The sequence below is a fragment of the Pseudarthrobacter sp. O4 genome (genome assembly GCF_050157025.1).
In the GTDB taxonomy this organism is placed as follows: domain Bacteria; phylum Actinomycetota; class Actinomycetes; order Actinomycetales; family Micrococcaceae; genus Arthrobacter.
The window spans coordinates 3,318,719-3,342,904 of record NZ_CP189591.1; the positions used below are offsets into that span (position 1 = coordinate 3,318,719).

General features: G+C 66.1%; 22 protein-coding genes. 12 read left to right on the plus strand and 10 right to left on the minus strand.

Annotated features, from left to right (window positions below):
* Positions 1 to 37: 37 nt before the first annotated feature.
* From ACQCSU_RS15500 to ACQCSU_RS15525, 6 genes are all read right to left on the minus strand, one after another.
* Positions 38 to 1,462 (minus strand): aldehyde dehydrogenase family protein, encoded by a 1,425-nt coding sequence (locus ACQCSU_RS15500; RefSeq protein WP_426976157.1) that lies wholly within the window; start codon positions 1,460 to 1,462, stop codon positions 38 to 40.
* Complete coding sequence (locus tag ACQCSU_RS15505; RefSeq protein ID WP_426976158.1) at positions 1,459 to 3,060, minus strand: thiamine pyrophosphate-binding protein; 1,602 nt, start codon at positions 3,058 to 3,060, stop codon at positions 1,459 to 1,461. Before ACQCSU_RS15505 ends, ACQCSU_RS15500 begins: the two co-directional genes overlap by 4 nt.
* Positions 3,057 to 3,863, minus strand: a complete 807-nt coding sequence (locus ACQCSU_RS15510; protein WP_426976159.1) for an SDR family oxidoreductase — start codon at positions 3,861 to 3,863, stop codon at positions 3,057 to 3,059. The genes ACQCSU_RS15505 and ACQCSU_RS15510 overlap by 4 nt, the downstream gene beginning before the upstream one ends.
* Positions 3,864 to 3,874: 11 nt before the next feature.
* Complete coding sequence (locus ACQCSU_RS15515; protein ID WP_426976160.1) at positions 3,875 to 5,959, minus strand: acetate--CoA ligase family protein; 2,085 nt, start codon at positions 5,957 to 5,959, stop codon at positions 3,875 to 3,877.
* Positions 5,956 to 7,167, minus strand: a complete 1,212-nt coding sequence (locus tag ACQCSU_RS15520) for a Glu/Leu/Phe/Val dehydrogenase dimerization domain-containing protein (RefSeq protein ID WP_426976161.1) — start codon at positions 7,165 to 7,167, stop codon at positions 5,956 to 5,958. Before ACQCSU_RS15520 ends, ACQCSU_RS15515 begins: the two co-directional genes overlap by 4 nt.
* A gap of 84 nt (positions 7,168 to 7,251) precedes the next feature.
* Positions 7,252 to 7,857: a TetR/AcrR family transcriptional regulator gene (locus tag ACQCSU_RS15525; protein WP_426976162.1), complete on the minus strand. Its 606-nt coding sequence runs from the start codon at positions 7,855 to 7,857 to the stop codon at positions 7,252 to 7,254.
* 155 nt (positions 7,858 to 8,012) lie between these two features.
* On the opposite strand from ACQCSU_RS15525, the gene ACQCSU_RS15530 reads away from it, so the two are divergent.
* The 6 genes from ACQCSU_RS15530 (at position 8,013) to ACQCSU_RS15555 (ending at position 14,352) form a co-directional block, all read left to right on the plus strand.
* Positions 8,013 to 8,879 carry an ABC transporter substrate-binding protein gene (locus ACQCSU_RS15530; RefSeq protein WP_426976163.1) on the plus strand — a complete coding sequence of 289 codons (867 nt, stop codon included), beginning with the start codon at positions 8,013 to 8,015 and terminating at the stop codon, positions 8,877 to 8,879.
* Positions 8,880 to 8,887: 8 nt separating this feature from the next.
* A complete protein-coding gene (locus tag ACQCSU_RS15535) occupies positions 8,888 to 9,988 on the plus strand; it encodes an amino acid ABC transporter permease (RefSeq protein WP_426976164.1) in 1,101 nt (366 codons plus the stop codon).
* An 8-nt stretch (positions 9,989 to 9,996) separates the two neighbouring features.
* A complete protein-coding gene (locus ACQCSU_RS15540; protein ID WP_426976165.1) occupies positions 9,997 to 10,740 on the plus strand; it encodes an amino acid ABC transporter ATP-binding protein in 744 nt (247 codons plus the stop codon).
* A gap of 34 nt (positions 10,741 to 10,774) precedes the next feature.
* Entirely contained in the window at positions 10,775 to 11,545 is a 771-nt protein-coding gene (locus ACQCSU_RS15545; RefSeq protein ID WP_426976166.1) for an enoyl-CoA hydratase/isomerase family protein, read from the plus strand.
* A 205-nt stretch (positions 11,546 to 11,750) separates the two neighbouring features.
* Positions 11,751 to 12,824, plus strand: a complete 1,074-nt coding sequence (locus tag ACQCSU_RS15550) for a lipid II:glycine glycyltransferase FemX (RefSeq protein ID WP_426976167.1) — start codon at positions 11,751 to 11,753, stop codon at positions 12,822 to 12,824.
* Positions 12,825 to 12,855: 31 nt separating this feature from the next.
* Positions 12,856 to 14,352: a threonine/serine ThrE exporter family protein gene (locus ACQCSU_RS15555; RefSeq protein WP_426976168.1), complete on the plus strand. Its 1,497-nt coding sequence runs from the start codon at positions 12,856 to 12,858 to the stop codon at positions 14,350 to 14,352.
* A 61-nt stretch (positions 14,353 to 14,413) separates the two neighbouring features.
* Here ACQCSU_RS15555 and ACQCSU_RS15560 read toward each other — a convergent pair whose 3' ends face one another.
* A complete protein-coding gene (locus ACQCSU_RS15560) occupies positions 14,414 to 15,253 on the minus strand; it encodes a siderophore-interacting protein (RefSeq protein WP_426976169.1) in 840 nt (279 codons plus the stop codon).
* Positions 15,254 to 15,319: 66 nt separating this feature from the next.
* Positions 15,320 to 16,120 carry a uracil-DNA glycosylase gene (locus ACQCSU_RS15565; protein ID WP_426976170.1) on the minus strand — a complete coding sequence of 267 codons (801 nt, stop codon included), beginning with the start codon at positions 16,118 to 16,120 and terminating at the stop codon, positions 15,320 to 15,322.
* A gap of 92 nt (positions 16,121 to 16,212) precedes the next feature.
* Here ACQCSU_RS15565 and ACQCSU_RS15570 point away from each other — a divergent pair, with 92 nt between their 5' ends.
* The 6 genes from ACQCSU_RS15570 to ACQCSU_RS15595 all read left to right on the plus strand — a co-directional run bounded on the left by ACQCSU_RS15570 (position 16,213) and on the right by ACQCSU_RS15595 (position 22,060).
* Complete coding sequence (locus ACQCSU_RS15570; protein WP_426976171.1) at positions 16,213 to 16,530, plus strand: DUF3263 domain-containing protein; 318 nt, start codon at positions 16,213 to 16,215, stop codon at positions 16,528 to 16,530.
* Between the two features lie 81 nt (positions 16,531 to 16,611).
* On the plus strand, positions 16,612 to 17,235 hold the full coding sequence (locus ACQCSU_RS15575; protein WP_426976172.1) for a LytR C-terminal domain-containing protein: 624 nt from the start codon (positions 16,612 to 16,614) through the stop codon (positions 17,233 to 17,235).
* A 159-nt stretch (positions 17,236 to 17,394) separates the two neighbouring features.
* Positions 17,395 to 17,598 carry a cold-shock protein gene (locus tag ACQCSU_RS15580; protein ID WP_306913114.1) on the plus strand — a complete coding sequence of 68 codons (204 nt, stop codon included), beginning with the start codon at positions 17,395 to 17,397 and terminating at the stop codon, positions 17,596 to 17,598.
* A 74-nt stretch (positions 17,599 to 17,672) separates the two neighbouring features.
* Positions 17,673 to 18,917, plus strand: a complete 1,245-nt coding sequence (locus ACQCSU_RS15585; protein ID WP_426979811.1) for an ABC transporter substrate-binding protein — start codon at positions 17,673 to 17,675, stop codon at positions 18,915 to 18,917.
* A 315-nt stretch (positions 18,918 to 19,232) separates the two neighbouring features.
* Positions 19,233 to 20,870, plus strand: coding sequence for a chaperonin GroEL (groL, locus tag ACQCSU_RS15590; RefSeq protein WP_426976173.1), 1,638 nt, complete (start codon positions 19,233 to 19,235; stop codon positions 20,868 to 20,870).
* A 206-nt stretch (positions 20,871 to 21,076) separates the two neighbouring features.
* Positions 21,077 to 22,060: an RNase H family protein gene (locus ACQCSU_RS15595; protein ID WP_426976174.1), complete on the plus strand. Its 984-nt coding sequence runs from the start codon at positions 21,077 to 21,079 to the stop codon at positions 22,058 to 22,060.
* 29 nt (positions 22,061 to 22,089) lie between these two features.
* Here ACQCSU_RS15595 and ACQCSU_RS15600 read toward each other — a convergent pair whose 3' ends face one another.
* Complete coding sequence (locus ACQCSU_RS15600) at positions 22,090 to 22,377, minus strand: WXG100 family type VII secretion target (RefSeq protein WP_426976175.1); 288 nt, start codon at positions 22,375 to 22,377, stop codon at positions 22,090 to 22,092.
* A gap of 262 nt (positions 22,378 to 22,639) precedes the next feature.
* Positions 22,640 to 24,184, minus strand: coding sequence for an ATP-binding protein (locus tag ACQCSU_RS15605; protein WP_426976176.1), 1,545 nt, complete (start codon positions 24,182 to 24,184; stop codon positions 22,640 to 22,642).
* Positions 24,185 to 24,186 lie beyond the last annotated feature (2 nt).

Below are 24,186 nucleotides of genomic sequence, written 5' to 3' on the forward strand. Positions count from 1 at the left end.
CGTTAGCAGTTGTCGGCACGAATGGTTTGGGGACGGTTCACCGCTGAACCGCCGTGATTTCGGTGTATTCCTCCAGGCCGGCGACGCCGAGTTCGCGGCCCATACCGGATGCCTTCCAGCCGCCAAAGGGCGCTTCCGGATTGAATGCGGCACCGTTGATGTCGACCTGTCCGGTGTCCAGCTGCCGCGCGATCCCGAGGGCGCGGGCCTCGGTGCCGGCCCAGACTGCTCCACCCAGACCGTAAGGGGTACCGTTGGCAATCTCGATGGCTTCCGTTTCGCCGTTGTAGGGGTGGACGACGAGTACCGGACCGAAGATTTCCGATTGGCTGGCCGGATCGGAGGGATCCAGATCGGCGAGGATGGTCGGGCTCACGTAGTGCCCCCTCTCGCTCGGGCGGGATGAACCGCCGGCCACTGCGCGTGCTCCGCGGGCGATGGCGGCGTCGATCACGCCGGCAACGTCGTTGCGCTGTTTGGCGCTGATGAGCGGTCCGACATCAGTCTCTTCGGACTGCGGATCACCGACGACGAGGCTGTTGGCATGATCGCCCGCAATGGCCAGCGCTTCCTCGTACCGAGGGGCCGGGACGAGCAGCCTGGTCCAGGCACTGCAGGTCTGGCCGCTGTTGAGCATGGCCGAGTCGACGCTGGCTTCCACGGCGCTCTTGAGATCGGCGTCTTCGCAGACGATGCTTGAGGACTTTCCGCCGAGCTCCAGGCAGACGCGCTTGAGTTGGGCCGCGGCGTCGGCCCCGACCTGCCGGCCCACTGCGGTCGAACCGGTGAAGGACACCAGATCGACGTCGGGATGGGTCGTCAGTGCAGAACCGACCACGCTGCCGGCGCCAGGAACCAGGTTGAACACGCCCTCGGGCACCCCGGCGGCAATGGTCGCTTCCGCGAAAAGGTACGACGACAACGGTGCGAGCGCGGCAGGCTTCAGGACCACCGTGCAGCCGGCCGCCAAAGCCGGCCCGACTTTGGCGGCGAGTTGGTACAGCGGGTAGTTCCATGGCGTAATGCAGGCCACCACCCCCACCGGTTTGCGGATCAGGAGTGAATTGCCGAGCTCCTGCTCGAAGTCATAGTTCCGTGCGTTGGCAGATGCCGACTCGATCAGCTCGATCGCGAGGTCAACATGCCAGGCGCGTGCGTTGACGACCGAAACGCCCACCTCGGCAACCGTGACGTCGACGAGCTCGTCGCGCATGCTGCGCAGGGCCCGGGCCAAGGCAGCGATGGCGTCCGCGCGTGCGGCGGCCGGCGTCAATGCCCAGCCTCGGGCCGCCTTGCGGGCGGCGGTGACCGCCGCATCGACCATGGATCCGTCGCACAAGGCGCTCGTGCCGATGACCGTTTCAGTGGCAGGATTCTCGACGTCGTCCGTCGCCGGCGCCTGGACCCAGGCGCCACCGATCAGGGCGTCGTCGCGGTAGGTATCCGTCAGCGGCGCGTTCACAGCATGGCCTCCGACGCGCGGCTCTGCTCGCGCAGATGCAGGACTGTGGGGCGGTCGCCGTCCAATGCGGTCTTGATGGCCCGGGGCAGATCGGCGGCCGACTCCAGGTGGGCCGCCTCGCAGCCGAGCGAACGGGCCAACGCCACGAAGTCCGGCCGCCCCAGGGCGACGGCATGGACTGGTTCGTTGCGGTCGGCCATTTCGTTGCGGATCTCACCGTAGCCGCCGTTGTCCACGACGACGATGGGCAGCGCGAGGCGCAGTTCCGCGGCCATCGCGAGCTCCGCCACCGTGAACATGATGCCGCCGTCCCCCTGCAGCACCAGAACTGGCACCACCGGGTTGGCAACCTTGGCACCGATGCCGGCCGGAAGCCCGTAGCCGAGGGTGCCTGCGCCGCTCGGGTAGAGGAATGCGTTCGGGCGGTACAACGGCAGGTTGGACAGCGCACCGTAGTAGCACGACATCGAACTGTCGGCAGCAACGATCCCGTTCCGGGGCAAGGCTTCGGCGATGCCCGCCACGATCGCCAGCCACGGCCCGCCCTCGGCCTGGGCGTCGGCCTGGAACCGTTCCCGCCAGCTGGCTGCGCGGCCGCTGCCGTCGTTCTTGGTGCCGTCCAGACCCGCGAGCAGCGCCTCCAGCACGGCCGCGCTGTCACCGACGAGTCCCAGGGCCGGCACGGCGTTCGTGTTGACCGACGTGGCGTCGACGTCGATGCGGATCAGTTTGCCCGTGAACTCGGGCAGACCGTTCCACCAGTCCGAAGGCGCCAGTTCGGTGCCGATCGCGAGCACGCAATCGCTGTCGTCGATGGCGTCGAGAACCGCCCGGTGCTGAAGACCCGCGCCGATCGACAGTGCGTGGTCTTCCGGAAGGGTGCCTTTGCCATTGGCCGTGGCGAGCACGGGCGCACCAAGTGCTTCGGCAATGGCCTTGACCTGGGCGGACGCCCGGGAAGCCCCGCCGCCAACAATCAGGAGCGGCCTTTCGGCGGCGGACAAGGCTGCGCCAGCGGCTGCTACAGCGTCGGCGGGAGCGTTGAGGACTCCTGCCGAAACAGGCTTGACGAGGACAACCTCAGCGGATTCATCGAGAAGATCAAGGGGGATTTCAAGGTGCACGGGGCGCGGGCGGCCTGTCGACATCGCGGCGAACGCCTGGGCAACAGCCAGGGGGATTTCCTCAACGCTGGTGACGCGGTGGCTGTAGGCAACGAGCGAAGCCATCGCAGCGCTCTGGTCCTTGACCTCGTGCAGCAATCCGTTGCCGCGTCCCGGGTGGCGCAGCGGCATCCCCGGGGAGATGAACAGCACCGGCACGGAGTCCGAATAGGCCTGCGCGGCCGCGGCGGCCGCATTGAGAATTGCCGGTCCCGTGGTTGTCAGGACAATCCCCGGGCGCCCGGTGGAGCGCGCAAAGCCGTCGGCGGCATAGGCGGCGCCCTGTTCGTGACGCGGCGAGATGTGCGTTATGCCGTATTTGGCGAGGGCCGCGTACGCGGAAAGATTGTGGGTACCGGGGATGCCGAAGATAGTATCCACGCCATGTTCGGCCAGACCGGCAACGAGTGCTTCCCCTCCGGTCATGATGCTCATGAATTGCCCTTTTCATCCGTGTAGACGGACTTGCCCAGCCACTGGCCGCCGTCGACGACGAGAACCTCGCCGGTAATGTAGTCGGCACGGTCGCTCATCAGGAAGGAAGCCGATTCGGCAATCTCTTCCGGACTCGCGAACCGTCCCGCGGGCACGCCGCCCCGGACGCGGGCGCGCGCGGCATCGGTGCCCCACAGGGCCTTGCCTGCCCCCTCGGTCTCTGTGGGTCCTGGTGCAATGCAGTTGACGCGGACGCCCCGGGCAGCCCATTCGACGGCAAGCGTGCGGGTCATCGCTACGATGCCCCCCTTGGCGGCAGCACTGTGGACAGTGCCGGGATGGCCGTGCCAGGCGTAGGTGGCGATGACGTTGAGGATCGAGCCCGAACCGGCTGCGAGCATGTGCTGGGCAGCGGCGTGGGTCGCATAGAAGGAGCCATTCAGGACGATGTCGATTACGGCCTTCCACCCGTTAGGGCTGAGGCTCTCACCCGGCGCCACGAAGTTGCCTGCGGCGTTGTTGACCAGGCCATCGATGCGCCCTTCGCGGGCCACGACGCCGTCGATCGCTTCGGCAACGGCTGCGGCGTCGCGGACATCGCACGTCACATAGTCGGCCGATCCGCCGGCTGCGGCGATCAGTGCAACGGTTTCCTTGAGCGGCTCTTCGCGCCGGCCGAGGACAATTACTTTGCCGCCGGCAGCACCGTACCTTTGGGCGATGGCCCGGCCGATGCCTGAGCCGCCGCCGGTCACGACGGTCACGCGCCCAGCGAACTCATTGCGGATGTCAGGAACGCTCACGGGGTTCTCCTTCATGCTGTGACCGCGGTGGCTGGGACGAGCAGGGCGTCGACAGCCAATGCACCCTGGGGTGCAACACGGATGGGGTTAACTTCGAATTCGCTCAGTTCGGGGCTGGCAGCGATGGCTTCCGAGCCGGAGACGACGATGGCCGCGAGGGCGTCGATGTCCGCGGCCGCGTTGCCGCGCCAGCCGTCCAGAAGGGGGAAGCATCTGAGCCGCCGGATCATGCCGAGCGCGGTTGCGTGGTCCACCGGGGCGAGTTCCACGCAGACGTCACGGTGAAGCTCGGCCTCCGTGCCGCCCGCGCCGACTGCGATTAACGGCCCGAAATCCGGGTCCTGCCGCCCGCCGACGAGCATCTCAACCGCGCTGGACCGCGTGTCTTGCTCCTCCACAACATACTCCCCGTCACCGAGGCGCCCCCGCATATCCTCGTAGGCGGCCACGAGTTGCTCGGGCGAATCGAGGCCAAGCTTGACACCGCCGTGCTCGCTCTTGTGCTCGAGCCAACCGGCCTTGAGGACAAGCGGAAAGCCCAGCCGCTGGCCGGCCTCTTCCAACTCCTCCCGGGAGGAGATCCGCCTTCCGGCAGGGACGGCGATGCCAAGCTCGGCGAGGAAGCCCCGTGCGGCCCAATAACCTGGCTCCGGAAGGCTCCGGGCGGCGTCGGGCCCCTTAGTCTCACGGCCCGGCCAGGCTGCCAGATCCGCCGCCTGGGCCACCGCTTTCATGGCGAACTCGATGCCGGCAAACACGGGGATTCCGTGGTCCCGCATCCTGCCCACGGCTGTTGAGTCCGGACTCATGCTGTGCACAATAAGGGGCAACTGCGAGCTCCGGGCGGCTTCCCCCATGCGGTCGATGACGGCAAGTTCAGCATCCTCGATCCCCGCCGTATCTTCACCGTAGCAACCCAGATAGCCGGAGAGTACGAGGGCGTCGACCTCGCCGGACTCGAGGAGCCGCCGGCTCAGTTCCGCGTAGACGTTCAGATCCGCCTCCCCGGCACCGGCCAGGTCGACCGGGTTGGAGACGCCGGCTCCGACCGGCAGGACCCTGGCCAGGCTTGACTGCAGAGCATCCGAGAACACCGGGGTGGCCAGACCGCAGGCCGCGGCGACATCGGCGGCGATGCCGCCCTGTCCTCCGCTGTCACTGACGACGGCGACGCGCCGGCCCCGCGGCTTGGGGGCAACACCCAGGTAGCGCGCCACGTCGACAAGTTCATTCGGCGTGGACACCCGGATGGCGCCGGCAGCACGGCAGGCTGCGTCGACGGTGGCCAGCGCCGAGGTCAACGAACCGGTGTGCGAGCGGGCGAGCCGCTGGCTGCCCTCGCTCGCACCGGTGGTCAGGATGATCGTCTGTTTCCCGGCTTCGCGCAAGCTGCGCAGGGTCTTCACCAGGCACCGGCCATCAGCGAAGCTCTCAAGGTAGAGGGCGATCATCTGTGTCGCATCGTGGTCCAGGAGGTCTTCGAGCAATTCGGGGGCGCCGACGTCGAGCTGGTTGCCTAGGGAGATGAAGCGGGACACGCCAAGTCCGGCGCGGGCACCGAGCTTGGCTATCTCGGAGCCGAGTTGGCCGCTTTGCGAAACGATTGCCAGGGAGCCAGCCTTGAAGTGGCCCCAGGTGAGCTGCAATTCAGCGGGAGCATCATAGATCCCCAGGCTGTTGGGGCCGATGATGCGTGCTCCAGCGGCCCTGATCATGCTGCCGATGCGCTCTTCGTCCGGCACGCCGGCGGTGATGCCGAGAAACGCCTTGACGCCCTTGGCAAGCGACTCCACGACCACACCTTCAATGAATCGCGGAGGGACGGAGAGGACAACCAGTTCCGGCGCTTCGGGCAGTTCCGAAACGCTCGGGTAGGCGCGTTCCCCGTGCACCATCTTTGCCGTGCTGTTGATGAGATAAACGGGACGGCGGTGCCTTCCACCCAAGGCTCCTTGAGCCAGCCAGTAGCCCCATTTCGACGGGTCATCGGAAGCGCCCACCACGGCAACGGATACCGGGTTGCGGAACGGATCAAGTGAGGACGGGGCCAGGACTTCGCTTGGGAACTCGCTAACGAGCTGCTCTTGCTGTGTCATGACCGCCCAAAGCGGGTCTCGATCGCCCGGAGCTGGTCAGCGGTGAACGCCAGGGCAGCCTCGCGGAGGGTGGTGCCGCGGTGCCCTGCTCGGGCGAACATATCGGTGACTATCCGCCTCATCTCGGAGCGGATTTTGGCCTCGGACTGCCCGGCGTCGTCGCCAATGTCACCGAACAGCGTCCACCACCACCATGCGTTGGTTGCCGAGTTGGACACGAAGTCCGGTACGACCTGCGTGCCGCGGGCGGCCAGGAGAACCTCGGCCGCCGGCAGCACAGGCATGTTCGCCGCCTCGACGATGAGCGATGCCGTGATCTGGCTTTGGTTTTCCGGGGTGATGCAATAGGAGATCGCGGCCGGCACCAGGACATCCGTTTCCACGGCAAGCCACCGGCTGCTCGGCAGTTCGGCGTCTTCGGACCGCAGGGCGGACCTGTCGATTTCGCCGAAGGAGTTCCGTGACTTCAGCAGGGTTTCTACGTCCAGGCCCGCGGGATTGACGATGACTCCGTTGGCATCGGCAATACCGACGACGAGCATTCCTGCCCGGGCCAGGTACCGGGCAGTCGCCCCGCCCATCGAGCCAAAGCCCTGGATGACCACCCGGGTTCCGGCGATTGGCCGGCCCAGTTCGTCAAGGGCCGCCAGTACCGACTCCGCAACACCGAGTCCGCCGGCCAGCTCGCCGAGTCCGATGCCGTCCACGTCGATGCGGAAGGCCTTGTCCAGGCGCTCGATCGCGCTTGCCCGGTCTTCAAGCAGCGGGTAGACGGCCTGAATCGAACTCTGCAAACCGAGCTCGGCGATGACGTTGTCAATGAGCTTCTGTTGAAGCCCAAGGTCCTCGCCCATTGCCCAATGTGACTCGAGCAGGGCGCTGATTCCGTGGATGTAACGCGCCAGGACACCGCGCATGTCCGGATCGTGGGGATCGCAGTCGATTCCGCCCTTGGCCCCGCCGAGCGGCACGTAGCGGTTCTCTGGCCGGTAGTAGAGGCTCTCCTTCAACGTCATGCCTGCGGCCAGGCCGCGGACCTCTTCGAGGGTGCAGCCTTTCCGCATACGGAGACCGCCGCTGCAGACTCCTCTGACAAGACGGTCAATGACGAGAAACCCTCGGCATCCACTCACAGGATCGGTCCACGTCACCTCAAGGAGGGGCGGCTGCGTGGTCAGCGTGTGCTTCTCTTCGACTGCGATCGACATAGCTCGGCTCCTGATTCGCGTGCAACTTCTTACTGAATGATGAGTCAGTCTGTATTGCATCTCGAGAGCTTGTCAAGAGGGGTCTCACCCGGGCTGCGGCACGAGGTCCGATTCCTCGACGCCAAGCTCCCAGGCCACCTGACGAACAAGCCAGCCACGCAGGACCCCGCGCTTGAACTCGACCTTGTGAACCAACATCCGCACGGCGAGGCCGTCGAGGAGGGAGGTAATCCTGGTGGCGGCATCATGCGCATCGTCGGTGTGGAAGACGCCCTCAGCCACGCCTTCATCGATCACCCTGGCAATGACGTCGGTCCATTGGTCCTGGAGATCGGAGAAAACCTTGGAAAGCGTCATATCGCGCATGGCGGCGGACCAGCCGTCCACCCAGACCTGCCAGCCCCTGGCCGGCCCTGTTGGCGCATACCAGTCGAGGGCAGCCATCAGCCGGGCGGCGGGCGAAGTGGTTTCTCGCATGATTCGATGCAGCTTCAGCAAGTCACGTTCAGCGGCGTGCTTCAGCGCTTCGACAAGCAGGTTCTCCTTGGTTTCAAAGTGGTAGATGATCAACGCCGGGCTAACATCCATCGCACTCGCAACGTCCGTAATCCGCATCGCGGTCATGCCTTTTTCGCGGATCTTCTTCAGGGTCGCCTCGAGTACTTCCACCCGGCGCGCCTGGGCGCTCATTCTCTTCATGACTCGCACTCTAGCGGCGCCCTCCGCCCGCAGAAACATTTGAGGAACGGTTGACATGCCGTGTGAGGCGCGGCACAGTCTAGCTATTACCTGTACAGCGAGTCAGTACCGGGTTTCCCTGTCAGCAACAGAACGGAAGCGAAACGATGGCTAGATACCGGCTTGGAACCATTGCGGCAGCTGCTGCCGCGGCGAGCCTGACCCTGTCCGCCTGCGGCGGTGCCGCCACGCCGAAGGCCAGCGACTTCGGCTCCTGCACGGTTTATGGCGAGAAAGGCTCGATTTCGATCAATCCGGTCACACCGGACACGCTCACGGTCCAGACAAACCTCCCGTCGCCCGGCTGGTGGAAGGGCACGTCTCCTGAAACCATCGATGGCGGCTATGAATATTGCCTCGCCGCGAACATCGCCCACCGCGCGGGCCTGTCCAGCGTCAAGGTCATGAATGCGTCCTTCGATGCACTCGTCGCAGGCCAGACCAAGGATTACGACATCGCGATGGCCCAGGTGTCCATCACGCCGGCCCGGGAAGAGGTGGTCCAGTTCTCCAAGCCGTACTTTGACTCCAACGTCGCGGTCCTGGTCAAGAAGGGCTCGGACCTTACGGCGGCCAACATCTCCTCAATGAAGCTCGGTGTTGCGCTGGGCACCACGTCGGTGGACTTCGTGAAGGATAAGACCCAGCCTTCCACGCCCGCCAGAGTCTTCCAGGACACCGACACCATGGTGACCGCCGTGGCTTCCGGACAGATTGACGCAGCCGTCCAGGACACGGCGATCATGCTCGGTTTCGCCAAGGGTTCCTCCGGTGCCCTGGAAGTTGTAGGGCAGTACAAGACGGGCGAGCAGTACGGTGCCATCTATCCGAAGGGTTCTGCCAACGCCGCACCGATGGACAAAGCAATCGCCGCAATGAGCGCTGACGGGACACTCGAAAAGCTGTCGGCCAGCTGGCTTGGCCCGACGCTTGGCGGCGATCCGGCCAAGGTTCCGGTGTTCGCGGCTCCATGAATGACCTGATGACTACCCGGGAAGGTGTCCTGGAAACCGTCCAGCCACGCCGCTCCACTCCATCGGCTGTCCTGCCGCTGGCCGCCACCGCGATCATCGTCGTGATTGTCGCCGCAGGAAGTGCCTACTTTGCACTCAGTGGCGTCCAGTCACTGTACGGTTCCTACGGCCTGGCCACCGCCCTGGTGGTCACGCTCGGTTCCGTGGCCGCCTGGGCGCCGGTCATCCCGGCCATCCGGGCCTTGGCCCGGGCCAGGCGGCGGAGCTCGCTGATGCGCCAGGACAGGATCGTCGAGGCGCGCCATACTGCCGCCCTCGGGCGGGAATCTGCCTTGACCAGCATGGGCTATTCGGCGGCGGTGTTCCTGCTGGCATGCCTTGTGGGCTTTGCCGTGACAAACGACGGCGCCATTGCCCGTACCTTCCTTCGCGGTTCGTTCATCGCCGAAACCTGGGGGGACATCGCAAAGGCTTTCTGGGTGAATGTCCAGGTGTCTATCGGGGCCGAAACCCTGGTCCTGGTCCTCGGCCTGGCCATCGCCATCATGCGGATGCTTCCGGGCCGGGCCGGTCGGCCCCTGCGTGCCATCGCCATCCTCTATACCGACACTTTCCGGGCCATCCCGGGAATCATCGTGCTCTACCTGGTGGGCTTCGGCTTGTCGCTGGCAAAGGTGCCGGTGTTCAAGGACCTGCCGCCCATCTGGCTGGCCATTTTTGCCTTGACCCTCACCTATGGGGCCTATGTTGCCGAGGTCTACCGCGCCGGACTCGAGTCGATCCACCCCAGCCAGTGGGCGGCGGCACGCTCCCTCGGTCTCTCCTACACGATGACGTTGCGCAAGGTCATCGTGCCGCAGGCTGTGCGGCGGGTGATCCCGCCGCTGCTGAACGACTTCATCGGCCTGCAAAAGGACACGGCACTCATCGGCGTCATGGGCGTCATCGACGCGTTCACCCAATCGCGCTTGGCGGCATCGTCGGTATTCAACCTGTCGCCGGTTGCCGTGGTCGCCATCATCTTCGTACTGGTCACCATCCCGCAGTCCCGCTTTGTGGACCGGATGGTCGAAAAGGATCAGGCTCGGCGTCGAGCCGGGTCAGATTAGGAACCGCCATGACATTTCTGCAGATCCGCGACCTCCACAAGTCCTACGGCCAGACGCCCATCCTCCAGGGCGTCTCGCTCGAGGTAGCCAAGCACGAGGTCGTCTGCCTCATCGGGGCTTCCGGCTCCGGTAAGTCGACCCTGTTGCGTTGCATCAACGCGCTGGAGACCATCGGTTCCGGCGAAATCCTGGTTGGCGGCGACCAGGTGACTGGCCTCGGCGTCGATCTCAACGCGCTGCGCCGGAAGGTCGGGATTGTTTTCCAGTCCTACAACCTCTTTCCACACATGTCGGTGCTGAACAACATCACCCTCGCTCCCACCATGATCGGCGGCATCCCCAAAGCGGTCGCCGCGGAGCGTGCAATGGAGCTGCTGGACAAGATCGGCCTCAAAGACAAGGCCGGGTCCTACCCGGACTCCCTGTCCGGGGGGCAGCAACAGCGCGTCGCCATCGTCAGGGCCATGGCCATGGATCCGGAGGTGCTGCTGCTCGACGAAATCACGGCCGCGCTCGATCCCGAGCTCGTTGGCGGCGTACTCGAAATTATTCGGGAACTTGCGGTCGGCGGCCTGACCATGCTCCTTGCCACGCACGAGATGGGATTCGCACGGGAGGTTGCTTCACAGGTCTGCTTCCTTCACCGAGGCAAAATCCTCGAACGTGGAACCCCCGAAGAGATTTTCGAGAACCCGAGTGAAGAGCGGACCCGGCAGTTCCTCAGCCGCGTGCTCACAGCCGGCAGGATCTAGGGACCCTGCCGGGCAGGTCAATGGAAGGAAACGAATGAACTTCGAGCACATCAAAGTCACGCGGGACGGCGCAACCGTGTGGCTGACATTGAATCGCCCGGAACAGGCCAATGCCCTGACAATTGCTATGGCCGAGGAATTCTGTGCAGCCGTATCCCAGGCCGAGGCCGACCCCGGGTGCCATGTCCTCATTCTTCAAGGTGCGGGCAAATACTTCTGCGGCGGCGGCGATTTGGCCGGCATGGCGAATTCCGAGGATCCCGCCGGCTTCCTGCGGACTCTTGCTGGAAAAATGCATGAAGGACTTCTGGCTCTGGCGCGGTCCAGGCTCGTGACAGTAGCCGCCGTGCAGGGTGCAGCCGCTGGGGCAGGGCTCGGTCTGGTGCTCAATGCGGACTTCGTGATCGCCACACCAGCCGCATCGTTTCTGAGCGCCTACTCACGAGTCGGATTGACCCCCGATTGCGGAGTCTCCTACCTGCTCCCCCAGGTGGTCGGACCGCGCCGCGCCGCGGAGATGGGCCTGGGCGGCCGCGTGGCAGCTGCTAAGGAGGCCTTGGACTGGGGGCTCGTCACAGAGCTGGTTGAGGAATCCGAACTGCATGGCAGGACCGTGGAGCTGGCAGCGCAACTCGCCGGTGGGGCCACCCAGATGCTGGGCCCGACGAAGCGGCTGCTGACCGCGGCAAGACTCTCGGCTTATGCCGGGCACCTCGCCGACGAGGTCCAGTCGATTACAGCCATGATCTCCCAAGCAGACACCGGCAGCCGCATCGCGGCCTTTGTGGAGCGCATAAAGGTTTAGGGCCCAGCTCCGTTCGTCAGGGCCCAATACTCCTTCCGCGGGTCCGGAACGGCACGTTCGAGCCTGTGGGCAGATGAGCCACCCCCGCAGGGCCTTTTCAGCGTGCGCCAAGGCGTAGCCGATAGACTTGAGTCTGCGCGCCCGGGCGTGCCGTCGAAGCACCGAACGCAAAGATTGGATGTCGCTGGCTTTGAACCAGGAACACTTGCGAGAATTCACTGCCCGCTTTGCCTCCGCCGAAGAGATCGCCACGTGGGATGCGCACGTCACCGCGAACCCCAATGGCGGCAATCTCCTTCAGTCGGAGGCCTTCGCAGACGTCAAACAGCACTTCGGCTGGAAACCCCTTCACCTCGTTTACGAGACGGCCGACTATACGAGCTACAACCTCGTCCTGGAGAAGTCCTTCCCCCTCCTGGGCAAACTCTGGTACCTGATCAAGGGCCCCGACGTGGCCTCCGTCGACGACATCCCGGGCATCGCGGCAGCCAACGCTGAGTTCGTGAAGCGGGCGAAGCTGGGCGTTTTTGCCATCAAGATCGAGCCGGACATCGTGCTGACCGACGAAGCAAGGCGTGTCATCGAAGGGGCAGGGCTGGTCAAGACCCACAACCTGCAGCCCAATGACTCGACTGCATTGCTGGATATCTCCCCGGAGGAGAACCAACTGTTGCGCAACCTCCACTCCCGCGGCCGCAACGCCGTCCGCCGGGCCATCCGCGAGGGCGTGGAGGTCCGCACAGCGGAGCCCACCGAAGAGAACTTCCGGGCCATGTATGCCCTGATGACCACCACGGTGGAGGCCAAGTCGCAGGTCCGGGTCCGCGAATTCGAGTATTACCGCCAGTTCTGGACCAACTTCATCAACCGGGACCAGGGCCGGCTGCTGTTCGTCCAGGAGAACGGCGTGCCGTCCGTGGGCGCCTTCGTCATCAACTACGGCCGCAAAGGCACCTACAAGGATGGCGGCTCGCTGCAGAAACGCAGCCAGTACGGCGATTCGCACCTCGTCCAGTGGACCGCCATGAACCAGCTCAAGGAGCTGGGCTGCACCGAGTACGACTTCTGCGGCACGCCTCCGAGCGACCAGCTCAAGGACACATCCAACCCGTTCCACGGCCTGGGCCTGTTCAAGACCAGCTTCAGCAAGACCGTCACCGACTTCGTCGGCTGCTACGACCAGGTGCTGAGTCCGCTGAAGTACAAGGCCTGGATGGCCGCAGGGGAGCGCCTGGCCCGCCAGGTCTACACCCGCCGCACAGGCCAGCAGTTCTACTAAACCGGCTGCACAGGATAAAGAGGAGGCCGGAATGACCAAGGAACCCGACGGCCGCCGCAGGCCGCACACGGAGGGACTGCCCCCGACCGAGCCGATGTCGCCCATGCAGGTGCGCCAGAACGCAGCCGCGAAGCGCATGTTGCGGAGGCTGGTACAGGGCGAGAACCCGCCGACAGCCCCCATGAGCATTGTGGACCGGCTTGCCGGCAGCCCCTACGCCAACCCGATGATCCAGGTCGGCGGTGTTGACACCTCGGCCCGCAAGACCATTGACTTTGCGCTGCATCTGGCCGAGTCCATGTTCCGGTACGGCGCCGGAGCCCTCGAAGTCGAAACCAGCATTATCGCCATCACCGCCGCCCTGGGACTGAAGAACATCGAGGTGGACATCACCAACCAGTCGGTGGCCATCAACTATGCACCCAAGGACCAGACCCCCATCACCCTGCTCCGCGTCGTGCGGTCCTGGACCAACAATTACGCGGGTCTGGCAAAGGTGCACCAGCTGGTCACGGACATCGTCGCCGGCGGGGTGGGACGCGAGGAGGCCGTACGCCGGCTCGAGGAAATCACGCACAGTTCAAAGCCCTTCCCGCGCTGGATGGTCACGGCGGCGTTCGGAGTTTTCTCCGCTGTCTTCGTCGGTGTCCTCGGCGGCGGGCCCGGCGCCTCGGCCGTCGCCTTCGTCTCCAACCTGCTGGTCAGCCTGCTGGCCCGCCGGCTGGGGCGCTGGCGCACCCCGGACTTCTTCATCACCGCGTCGTGTTCCTTCCTGGTCACCTTCATCGCGCTGCTCCTGTGGCGGTTCGGCACCCCGATAGGCATCCAGATCCCCCCCGCCATCGTGGTGGTCGGCGGAATCCTGCTGCTGCTGCCAACCGGACGGCTCGTCTCCTCGGTGCAGGACGCGATCAACGGCTTCCCGGTCACCGCGGCGGGCCGCTTCCTCTCCACGATGCTGACCTTCGGCGCGCTCGTCACAGGAATCGCCGTCGGCTTCGTGGTGGGGGACATGACCGGCATGGAGCCGATCGACGTCACCGAAACATTCCCGCCCGCGTATCCCTGGTGGGCCGTGGGCATCATGATCGCCGTTGCCGTCGTCGCGATCGGGATCACCGAACAGACCAGCTGGACGCTGCTGCTGCCTACGGCGGCCGTGGGTGTCGTGGGCTATCTGGTCCTCATCGGGGGAGACGCCCTGGGGATCGGGCCGCGGTTCGCCCCGGCTCTCGCCGCCGTCGTGATCGGCCTGCTTGCCCGTGTGGTCGCCCTGCGGATGGGCGCACCACAGCTTGTGGTGGCCGTTCCGGCTGCCCTGATCCTGCTGCCCGGACTCACTATATTCCGGTCAATGTATGTATTGACGATTGAGGAATCCGAGATCCTGATGGGTGCCGGCGGGATGCTCAACGCCGGCGCCATCGTGCTGGGCGTTGCGGCCGGCATCGTGCTCGGAGACACCCTCGCCCGGCCGCTGACGAGGAGCCTGGCCAGCAACGAGCGACGGCGGGCGCGGCGCCGCTAGCACCGGGCCGCCGCGGCGGGCTGACGCTGCCGGTCAGATCTTCCCGGTCAGATCTTGCCGGTTAGATCATCCCTACGGGTAGCTTCTTCTCTGCCTGGAAGTCGTCCTCCACGCGGCCCATCGCCCAGTAGCCGGAGAGCGAAACCTGTCCGCGCTCCAGTCCGCGCTGCCCGTAGAAGACGTCCCGCAGGCTCTTCATGTACCCGCGCTCACCGTGCGCGAAGACCTGGACCCGGCCTTCGGGCCATTCTGTGTCCCGCACGGCGTTGACCAGCAACTCGCTGGCACCTGCAGGCACGCCGCCGCGCAGGAGCCACCGAAGTTCGACGCCGGCGGGTGCGGCCAGCGACTGGATCTCGGCGTCGCCGTCCACCTCCAGAAAGGCGAGGCCGCGGGCGTGCTCCGGCAGGGATTCGATCGCGGCGCTGATCGCCGGCAGGGCGGACTCGTCGCCGGCAAACAGGTACCAGTCCGCCGCGGGGTCCGGGTTGTAGCCGCCGCCTGGCCCGGTGAAGACGAGGCTGTCGCCGGGCCGTGCGGAAGCCGCCCAGGGTCCGGCAAGGCCCTCATCGCCATGGATCACGAAGTCGATGGCGAGCTCTCGGGCCTGCACGTCCACCCAGCGGACCGTGTAGGTCCGGGTGTGCGGCCACTCTTCGCGCGGCATGCTTTCCCTGATGGCCCAGAGGTCCAGCGGCTCCGGGTACTCGATCCCGGGCTGCGGGAACGCAATCTTGATGTAGCGGTCCACGAAGCCGTTGTTGACATAGCCGTCAAAGCCCGGGCCGCCCGCGACGACGCGGACCATATGCGGGGAGAGTTGCTCGCGGCGCAGCACGGAGAGGTTGATCTGCGGTCGCGATTTCCGGCTGGCCGAGGTGGTGGCGGGAACTGAAGTCATGGGGCCAAGCCTAGCCAATGAGCCTGTGTATGAAGCGAGCCCGTGACGCCGGGCCGGGAAGCCCGGTTACGGAAGCGGTGGCAGTTCCCAGTCCACCGTGCCGTTGCCCTGGGCCTGGAGCAGGGCGTTGGCCCGGCTGAAGGGCCGCGAGCCGAAGAAGCCCCGTGAGGCCGACAGCGGGCTGGGGTGCGCGCTCGCGATCACCGGCGCCGGCCCCAGCAGCGGGCGGGCGGATTCGGCGTCCTTGCCCCACAGGATGACGACGAGGGGGGCCGGGCCGCCGGCAGCGGTCCGGCGGGTCGTGACAGCGCTGATGGCAGCTGCCGTGATCGCTTCCCAGCCCTTGTTGCGGTGCGACCCTGCCGCCCCGGCCCGGACGCTCAGCACCCGGTTCAGCAGCAGGACACCCTGCTCCGCCCAGCCGCCGAGATCCCCGTGGATCCGGGGTGGAAGGCCCAGGTCGGCGTCGAGCTCCTTGTAGATATTGGCGAGGCTGCGCGGGATGGGACGGGTGCCGCCGTCCACCGCGAAGGACAGGCCCACGGCGTGGCCCGGCGTCGGGTAGGGGTCCTGGCCCACAATCAGGACCCGGACGCCGGCCAGGGGCTGCCGGAAGGCCCGCAGCACGTTCGACGGCGGCGGGAGCACCTCGTGCCCCTCGGCTGCCTCCGCCGCGAGGAAACCCAGCACCTGCCGCAGCTGCCGTTCCACGGGAGTCAGCGCCTCAGCCCAGTCGGGCGCGACGAGTTCGCTCAGCGGCAGGCGTGCCAGCTCGGCGAAGCCCACGGTGTCACCGGCCGGCCGCTCCAGCTCGAACAGTGCATCGGAATCACCGGGGTCGGAGTGGGGGGAAACGGAAGCAGGCACGGCTCCATTCTTGCAGGGTGCCAAATGACAACCTTGTTATTCGCCCGTAGCATGGGGACTGACCTTTGTCGGATCCAGCCAGGGAGTGTGTCGTGGCCGAAGCAGCACCGGAGCACCTTTCGACGGCGGAATCAGTTGCCGCGGATTTCCGCAGCGAGTCGCCGCTACGCAGCCGCGATCAGCAGATGCTGGCTTTGGAGCGGCAGTGGTGGAAGTACGCCGGGGCCAAAGAACAGGCCATCCGTGAGCTCTTCAATCTGTCCGCGACGCACTATTACCAGATCCTGAATGCGCTCATCGATACCGAGGATGCGCTGGCCCACGATCCCATGCTGGTGAAGAGATTGCGTAGACTACGTACGTCACGCCAACGTGCCCGCACTGCTCGCCGCTTGGGTTCAGACGCGTAAAGCACGGCCGGATGCGCAGACGATCTGCGCGGAAAAGCCCCTGGCAACTCGTAAGAAATCAGCAAGGACGTCGTTTTTACCATGACCAAATACGCGCGGGATGAATTTGACCGGGTCCCGGAGACCCCCACACGGCAGGGTGTGCACCGTGCCGCCGCCGAATCCCGACGCCGCAGCCTGGGTCCCATCCTGGCGGTCGGCGCCGCCGCCCTGGTCATCGGCCTCGTGGCCTTCCTGTTCCTGCCGAAGCTCGGCTTCAACCCCGCCGGAAACTCATCAGCCGTGACTGCGGAACAGCCTGCCGGCAGTCCCACCGCCTCACCGGCGGCCAGCGCCACCAGCCCGGCTCAAGCCAGCCAGACAGCCTCCGGCTCCGCAACACCGTCCGGGGCCGCATCGCCCACCGCCACGCCGGCAGAGGGAGCCGCCGTGGACAAGACGCAGCCCGTCACGGTCTACAACGCCAGTGGCACCCCGGGACTGGCGGGCCGGGTGAGCGCACGGGTCGCTGCCGACGGCTGGGTCCCGGGGCCGCTGGGCAACTGGACCGGCGCGCCGCAGACGGGCTCCGTGATTTTTTACGACGGGCCGGAGCAGAAGGCCAACGCCGAAGCCTTGGCCTCGCTGCTCGGCATCCAGGCCCTTGTCGACTCGGCCGAGTTCAAGATGCCGCTTGTCGTCGTCCTGGGACCCGGGTTCCAGTAGCCGGTTTCGGTTACGCCTGAATAACTATTAGCCGCCAACGCGGTCCGCAGCCTGCACTCCGGCGCGCTGCCGCGGGTACAGTATTGGCGGACTTCGTTTCGCATTCCGCGGCGCACATCGTGGTGGGCCGCCCGCAAGCTAGCTGAAAGTGTGGACACCATGGCATTGGGAACCGTCAAGTGGTTCAACGCCGAAAAGGGCTACGGCTTCATCACCGTGGACAATTCCGGAGACGACGTCTTCGTGCACTGGTCGGCCATCGTGGGGGAGGGCTACCGCGCCCTCGACGAAGGACAGCGCGTGGAACTGGAAGTGGGCGAGGGCGAGAAGGGCCCACAGGCCGAAAGCGTCCGGCCGGCCTAGTGACACCCCCCGCGGCAGCGCACGTCCGGCAGGTTCCTGCCGGACCGAACCCCGTTCGGCGCCGGACGGCTGCCCTGCGGCTGGTCCGCTGCGCGGCGGTGGGGGCGGCTGCGGTGCTGGCCCTGGCCGGTTGCCTGGCGCCCGCGGGCGGCGCCCGGGTGGAGCGCGCTGAAGCCAGCGGGGACGGCACGCTGAGGATTGGCCTCATCCTGGACAACACGGGCAAGCAGGATTTTCTCAACGCATCCCAGCTCACGGCCGCGAAACTTGCCGTTAAGGAAATCAATGCCGCCGGCGGTCATAAGGGCAAGCCGGTCGAGCTGCTGCCGGAGACCATCAGCGCCGACGCGGCCGCCCAGGCCAAGGCGCTAGCGGCCGCCAAAGCCGACGTCGTGATCGGGCCGACCGACTCCAGCCGTGCCCCCGGCGCCATTGATGTGCTGTCCAACGCGAAGATCGCCCTGATTTCCCCTGCCAACGCGGCGCGCGGTCTGAGCACCTACAATAGCGGCGGCTATTATTTCCGCACCTCCGCTGCCGATGTCGCGCAGGCCCCGGTCCTGGTCAAACTCGCCAAGGATGGCGGCGCCAAAACGCTCGCCATCGTGTACGAGGAAGGCAGCTACGGCACAGACGTCTCCACCGCCGTTGGCGCTGCCACCAAGCAGGCCGGCCTCGGGCCCGTGGCCGTCGCTTCCTTCAAACCGGGCCAGGCGCAACAGGCGGCCGCGGCCGCCAAGGCAGCGGCTCCCGACGCCGTCGTCCTCGTCTCCCGTGACGGAGCGCAGGGCGCCATCGCCGAGCTGAACAACGCCGGCCTCGCGGGACGCAAGCTCATCCTCAGCGACGGCGCCGTCAGCCAGTACGGCTCCGGTCTCGGCTCCCGCGCCCTCGACGGGGCCCGCGGTATCCTTCCGGGGGCGTTTCCGTCGGCACACTTCCAGGGCGAACTGGTGGCCGTTGATCCGGGCCTGAAAGACATGACCTTTGCCGCGGAAACGTACGACGCCGTCAACCTCGCCGCGATCGCGGCGGCCGCGGCAGAGGACGACGCCGGCACCTCCATTGCGTCCCGCCTGATTGCCGTTTCCGGCGGCAGGGCCCAGCCCTCCGGCGAGGCTGCGGTGTGCACGTCCTATCAGAAGTGCGTCGACGTCCTGCGCGCGGGCAAGCGCCCTGACTACGACGGCGAATCCGGGCTGATCAACTTCGATTCCCACGGCGATGTCACGTCGGCGGCCTACATGGTGTTCGGCTATGGCGCGGACAACAAGGCCACCATGAGCGGAAGCGAAACGGCCCGCAGCGGCGGCAGCTGATCGCTCGTAGCGTATTGTGCCGCAGCACAAACCGGGCAGAGCGCCGATGCGGGCCCGCGCGGGAGGCACACTGGTTGCACTCTCCCCGGGGGAGTGCTAATTATTGACTTAGCACTCCCGCGTATTGACTGCTAAAACGACGCCCGGTTCGACCGGTCGCGAAGTGAGGCAGTCGGACCGGGAGCGAAAGAAATACCAGGCTGGGTGAGATCCCGGACCCAGCGGCGTACAGAGGCCGCCGGGGAAGGATCGTCCGTCGCGGGCACCGCAGCCAGGTTCATTCTTAACGACTGTCCCGAAAGGACTACTGCCGTTATGGCCAAGATCATTGCATTTGATGAAGAGGCACGCCGCGGTCTTGAGCGGGGCCTGAACATCCTCGCCGACGCCGTCAAGGTCACCCTCGGCCCGCGTGGACGCAACGTTGTCCTCGAAAAGAAGTGGGGCGCCCCCACGATCACCAACGATGGTGTTTCCATCGCTAAGGAGATCGAGCTGGACGACCCGTACGAGAAGATCGGCGCCGAGCTGGTCAAGGAAGTTGCCAAGAAGACGGACGACGTCGCCGGCGACGGAACCACCACCGCTACGGTGCTGGCACAGGCCCTGGTCAAGGAAGGCCTGCGCAACGTCGCAGCCGGAGCTGATCCCCTGTCCCTTAAGCGCGGCATCGAGAAGGCTGTCGAAGCCGTCACCCGCGAACTCCTGGCTTCGGCCAAGGAAATCGAAACCAAGGAAGAGATCGCTGCCACGGCGTCCATCTCTGCCGGTGACGACGAGATTGGCGCCCTGATTGCCGAAGCCCTGGACAAGGTCGGCAAGGAAGGCGTCATCACCGTCGAGGAGTCGAACACCTTCGGCCTCGAGCTGGAGCTCACCGAAGGCATGCGCTTCGACAAGGGTTACATCTCCGCGTACTTCGTCACCGACGCCGAGCGCCAGGAAACGGTCCTTGAGGATCCGTACATCCTGATCGTCAGCTCCAAGATCTCCAGCGTCAAGGATCTGGTTGCTGTCCTTGAAAAGGTCATGCAGTCCAGCAAGCCGCTGCTGATCATTGCCGAAGACATCGAGGGCGAGGCACTGGCCACCCTGATTGTCAACAAGATCCGTGGCACGTTCAAGTCCGTTGCCGTCAAGGCTCCGGGCTTCGGCGACCGCCGCAAGGCGCAGCTCGCGGACATCGCCATCCTCACCGGTGGCCAGGTCATCTCCGAGGAAGTCGGCCTCAAGCTTGAGACTGCCGGCCTGGAACTCCTGGGCCGCGCCCGCAAGGTCGTTGTCACGAAGGATGAGACCACCATCGTTGAGGGTGCAGGTGACGCCGACCAGATTGCCGGCCGCGTTTCCCAGATCCGCGCCGAGATCGAGAACTCCGATTCGGACTACGACCGCGAGAAGCTGCAGGAGCGCCTGGCCAAGCTGGCCGGCGGCGTTGCGGTCATCAAGGCCGGTGCCGCAACCGAGGTCGAGCTCAAGGAACGTAAGCACCGCATTGAGGACGCAGTCCGCAACGCAAAGGCTGCTGTCGAAGAGGGCATCGTCGCCGGCGGTGGTGTTGCCCTGATCCAGGCTGGTGCCAAGGCATTCGCCAACCTGCAGCTCGAAGGCGACGAGGCAACCGGTGCGAACATCGTCCGCGTAGCCATTGACGCCCCGCTGAAGCAGATCGCCTTCAACGCCGGCCTCGAGCCGGGCGTTGTTTTGGACAAGGTCCGCGGCCTGCCTGCAGGCCACGGCCTGAACGCTGCAACCGGCCAGTACGTCGACCTGCTGGCTGCCGGCATCAACGACCCGGTCAAGGTCACCCGCTCTGCCCTGCAGAACGCGGCTTCCATCGCCGGCCTGTTCCTCACCACCGAGGCCGTTGTGGCCGACAAGCCGGAGAAGAACTCCCCCGCCATGGGCGGCGGCGACGACATGGGGGGCATGGGCGGCATGGGCGGTTTCTAACCACCCGGCTCCTACGCCACTGAACATATAGTTCGACACATATAGTTCGACACATGTAGTTCGACGACGGCGGTCTCACCTCAGGGTGGGGCCGCCGTCGGCGTTAACCCGCCCGCCCCAACCCCGACGCTCCCACAGACGTCGGCGCGCCTCACCGGTTATGGGGGGAGCGTCGATGCGTGCGGGAGGTCTGGCAGGATGGACCAGTGACGATTACAGCAGCAGCCGACGGTTCGGCTTTAGGAAATCCCGGTCCGGCCGGATGGGCCTGGTATGTGAATGACGACTGCTGGCGGGCCGGCGGGTGGCCGCACGGCACCAACAACCAGGGTGAGTTGATGGCGGTCCTCGACCTGTTCCGGTCCACGGCACACCTGCCCGGCGAGGATCTGCACATCCTCTGCGACAGCCAGTACGTCATCAACTCCGTGACCAAGTGGATGCCGGGCTGGAAGCGCAAGGGCTGGCGCAAGTCTGACGGCAAGCCTGTCATGAACGTGGACTTGCTCAAAGAGATCGATCAGGCGCTGGTTGGCCGCAAGTACAAGTTTGAATGGGTGCGCGGACACGCCGGGCACGACCTCAATGAGGCAGCGGACGACCGCGCAAGGGCGGCGGCCACGGCCTTCCAGCAGGGCGTGGCGGCCCGCCAGGGCCCAGGGTTCGGCCCGACGGCGGGGGGCACTGCGCCCGCGCCGCAGGCCGCACCAACCGCCGCGCCCGCCGCCCTGTGGCAGGCGTCGGCGCCGGAAGGCCAGCAGGAGCTGTTCGGCCAGGCCGGGTCCTTCGACGAACCCGATCTTTTCAGCGAGCTCGAAGAGGAGTCCACGCCGGCCCCCGGCACGGACTCCAGCCCGGAAGCCATAGTCGGAGCGCTGGAACGCGAGCTCCTCCTTCCGGAAACCCGGGCCGACATCGGACGCATCGGCGTGCTGCTGCACCCTGACTTCACCGAAATCGGGAGCTCGGGCCGTATCTGGACACGGGACGCCATGATGATGGCGCTGGAAGAGAACCCGAAAGGACCCACCGAACTGGAGCTTCTGGGTGCAGACCGTCTGGGCGAGAGCGCCATCCTGCTGACCTACCGCAGCTATACCCGCTCGGGAACGACCCTGCGCAGCTCCCTTTGGGTCCATGACGGGGCGCAATGGCGGCTCCGCTTCCACCAGGGCACTCCCGAGGCTTAGGGCCGGGAACGGGGCCGGTGCGGCGCCACTCAGCTGAAGCGCTGGGTGTTGTTCAGCTCGGTCTGGTCATAGCTGGCCGCCGCCGAATTGAGCGCCAGATTGATGGACGCCAGGGACGACTCAACCCTGCCTTGGGTCAGGGTCCACTCTGCGACGAGGGCTTGGAAGTTGCTGGCCGCGGAGCCTCGCCAGCTGGCCTGCAGCTCGTCCAGGCCGCGCTTCATGGCTTGGACGTCCGCGCTGATCCGCTCGACTGTGGCCTTCACATTCGCTGACTTGAGCTGGAGTAGTTCCGTGTCGACGGAGATGATGCTCATGGGGGTAGCCTCTCGACGGTGCCTGGAAGCAGCCCCGCTCCAACGTCACGAAGGCGACGCCGGAAGGGGGCTGCCCCGTCCGGACTTTCCGGACACAACGAGAGTAGACCGGGGAGACCAACGCGGCCCGCGGCCGATTCGGCTATGTGGACAACCGGCGTGCGGAAGAGCCCAGACGAAGAGCCCCAGCCCATGAGGCCGGCCGAAGAGCCCCAGCCAATGAGGCCGGCCGAAGACAGGAGCCGGGGGCCCCGATCAGGAATCAGGCGTCGGCTGAGGCTCCGGGGCCGGCGCTCGTCGGTGCGTCGGCTGACACAGTTTCCTCTGACGGTGCGTGGGCTGCCCTGGCCTCATCCGACACGGTGTCGTCGGCCGCGGCTTCGTCCAGGAACGGAAGGCTGACCACGAGGGTGGCGCCCCCGCCGTCGGTCTTCTCGACCCGGACCGTGCCGGAGTGCGAGCCGACGATGGCCGCCACGATCGCGAGCCCGAGCCCGCTGCCGCCTGTTTCCCTGGTCCGTGACGTGTCCGCGCGGTAGAACCGCTCGAAGACCCGGGAAGCTTGCTCGTCGGGCACTCCGGGGCCGTGGTCCCGGACCTCGAAAACGGACTGCCGCGATCCGTCCTCGGACGTCCGGACGCCGACGGCGAGTTCAATGGGGGTGCCCTCCGGCGTGTAGCGCAAGGCGTTGCCGACGAGGTTGCCGACCACCTGCCGCAGTTTCGCCTCGTCGCCCAGCACGGGCGCCGGGCCGGCGGGACCGCCGTCGAGCCCCGTGAGCGAGATGGTGCGGCTGCGCTCGCTGGCCTGGGTGTCCACCATGGCGTCGTGGGCGAGCAGCAACAGGTCAGCGGGCTTCTGCTGCAGCGGCCGCTGCTCATCGATGCGGGCCAGCAGCAGCAGGTCCTCCACCATGGTGCCCATCCGCTTTGCTTCACTTTCGATCCGCCCCATGGCGGTGGCTACGTCCTCCGGAGTGGATAGTGCGCCGTGCCGGTACAGCTCCGAGAACCCGCGGATGGTGACGAGCGGGGTCCGCAGCTCGTGGGAGGCATCGGCGGCGAAACGACGCATCCGCGACTCGGACGCCATGCGGGCGGCGAAGGCCGTTTCGATATGCGCCAGCATGGCGTTGAGTGAGCTGCCGAGCCTGCCCACCTCGGTGTTGGGGTTTTCGATTTCCACCCGCCTCGAGAGGTCACCGGCGGCGATGGCCGCCGCGGTCTTTTCCACCCGCGCCAACGGCCGGAAGGACCGGGAGATACTCCAAGTGGCGATGAAGAAGGCCAGCACCAGGGTCAGCAGCCCGACGCCGACCATCACCAGGACGGCGTGTTCCATCACCGAATCCACCGGCGCGAGCGGGAGCCCGATCACCACCACGGAGGTGCGCTCGTTGCTGTCGACCACGCTGAGGGCCACGACCCGCCAGTTGCGATCGTCGGTTCCGCGGACCTGATAGGGCGCCTGCTGGCGCACCCTGGCCTCGGCGGCGGAAATATTCTTGATGTCCGGGTGTGATTCCTTGTCGCCACCGAACGGATAGGGCGGCAGTCCGGGGCTGAAGAGCATCAGGGAATAGTCGGTGGGAATGTTCGGGTTCTGCTCCTGCAGTTGGCTGAAGGACTTTTGCTGGCGCACGGAATCGACGGCGGCCTTGAGCTTGTCGTCCACCTGGCCCTGCAGGTAGCTGTGCAGCAGCGTCAGGGTGCCGGCGCCGGTGGCGGTGAGCGCCACCAGCATCAGGGCTGTCATGATGGCGACGAGCTGCGACCTCAGCGAGGCCGATTTCCAACGGTGCAGCAAGG

Bases quoted from the DNA above. Each gene is read 5' to 3' on its own strand.
- ACQCSU_RS15555 (WP_426976168.1), top strand. From the start codon at position 12,856: ATGACCAAGGAACCCGACGGCCGCCGCAGGCCGCACACGGAGGGACTG.
- ACQCSU_RS15515 (WP_426976160.1), bottom strand. From the start codon at position 5,959: ATGACACAGCAAGAGCAGCTCGTTAGCGAGTTCCCAAGCGAAGTCCTG.
- ACQCSU_RS15545 (WP_426976166.1), top strand. From the start codon at position 10,775: ATGAACTTCGAGCACATCAAAGTCACGCGGGACGGCGCAACCGTGTGG.
- ACQCSU_RS15580 (WP_306913114.1), top strand. From the start codon at position 17,395: ATGGCATTGGGAACCGTCAAGTGGTTCAACGCCGAAAAGGGCTACGGC.
- ACQCSU_RS15530 (WP_426976163.1), top strand. From the start codon at position 8,013: ATGGCTAGATACCGGCTTGGAACCATTGCGGCAGCTGCTGCCGCGGCG.
- ACQCSU_RS15540 (WP_426976165.1), top strand. From the start codon at position 9,997: ATGACATTTCTGCAGATCCGCGACCTCCACAAGTCCTACGGCCAGACG.
- ACQCSU_RS15535 (WP_426976164.1), top strand. From the start codon at position 8,888: ATGACTACCCGGGAAGGTGTCCTGGAAACCGTCCAGCCACGCCGCTCC.
- groL (WP_426976173.1), top strand. From the start codon at position 19,233: ATGGCCAAGATCATTGCATTTGATGAAGAGGCACGCCGCGGTCTTGAG.
- ACQCSU_RS15505 (WP_426976158.1), bottom strand. From the start codon at position 3,060: ATGAGCATCATGACCGGAGGGGAAGCACTCGTTGCCGGTCTGGCCGAA.
- ACQCSU_RS15600 (WP_426976175.1), bottom strand. From the start codon at position 22,377: ATGAGCATCATCTCCGTCGACACGGAACTACTCCAGCTCAAGTCAGCG.
- ACQCSU_RS15575 (WP_426976172.1), top strand. From the start codon at position 16,612: ATGACCAAATACGCGCGGGATGAATTTGACCGGGTCCCGGAGACCCCC.
- ACQCSU_RS15525 (WP_426976162.1), bottom strand. From the start codon at position 7,857: ATGAGCGCCCAGGCGCGCCGGGTGGAAGTACTCGAGGCGACCCTGAAG.
- ACQCSU_RS15520 (WP_426976161.1), bottom strand. From the start codon at position 7,167: ATGTCGATCGCAGTCGAAGAGAAGCACACGCTGACCACGCAGCCGCCC.
- ACQCSU_RS15560 (WP_426976169.1), bottom strand. From the start codon at position 15,253: ATGACTTCAGTTCCCGCCACCACCTCGGCCAGCCGGAAATCGCGACCG.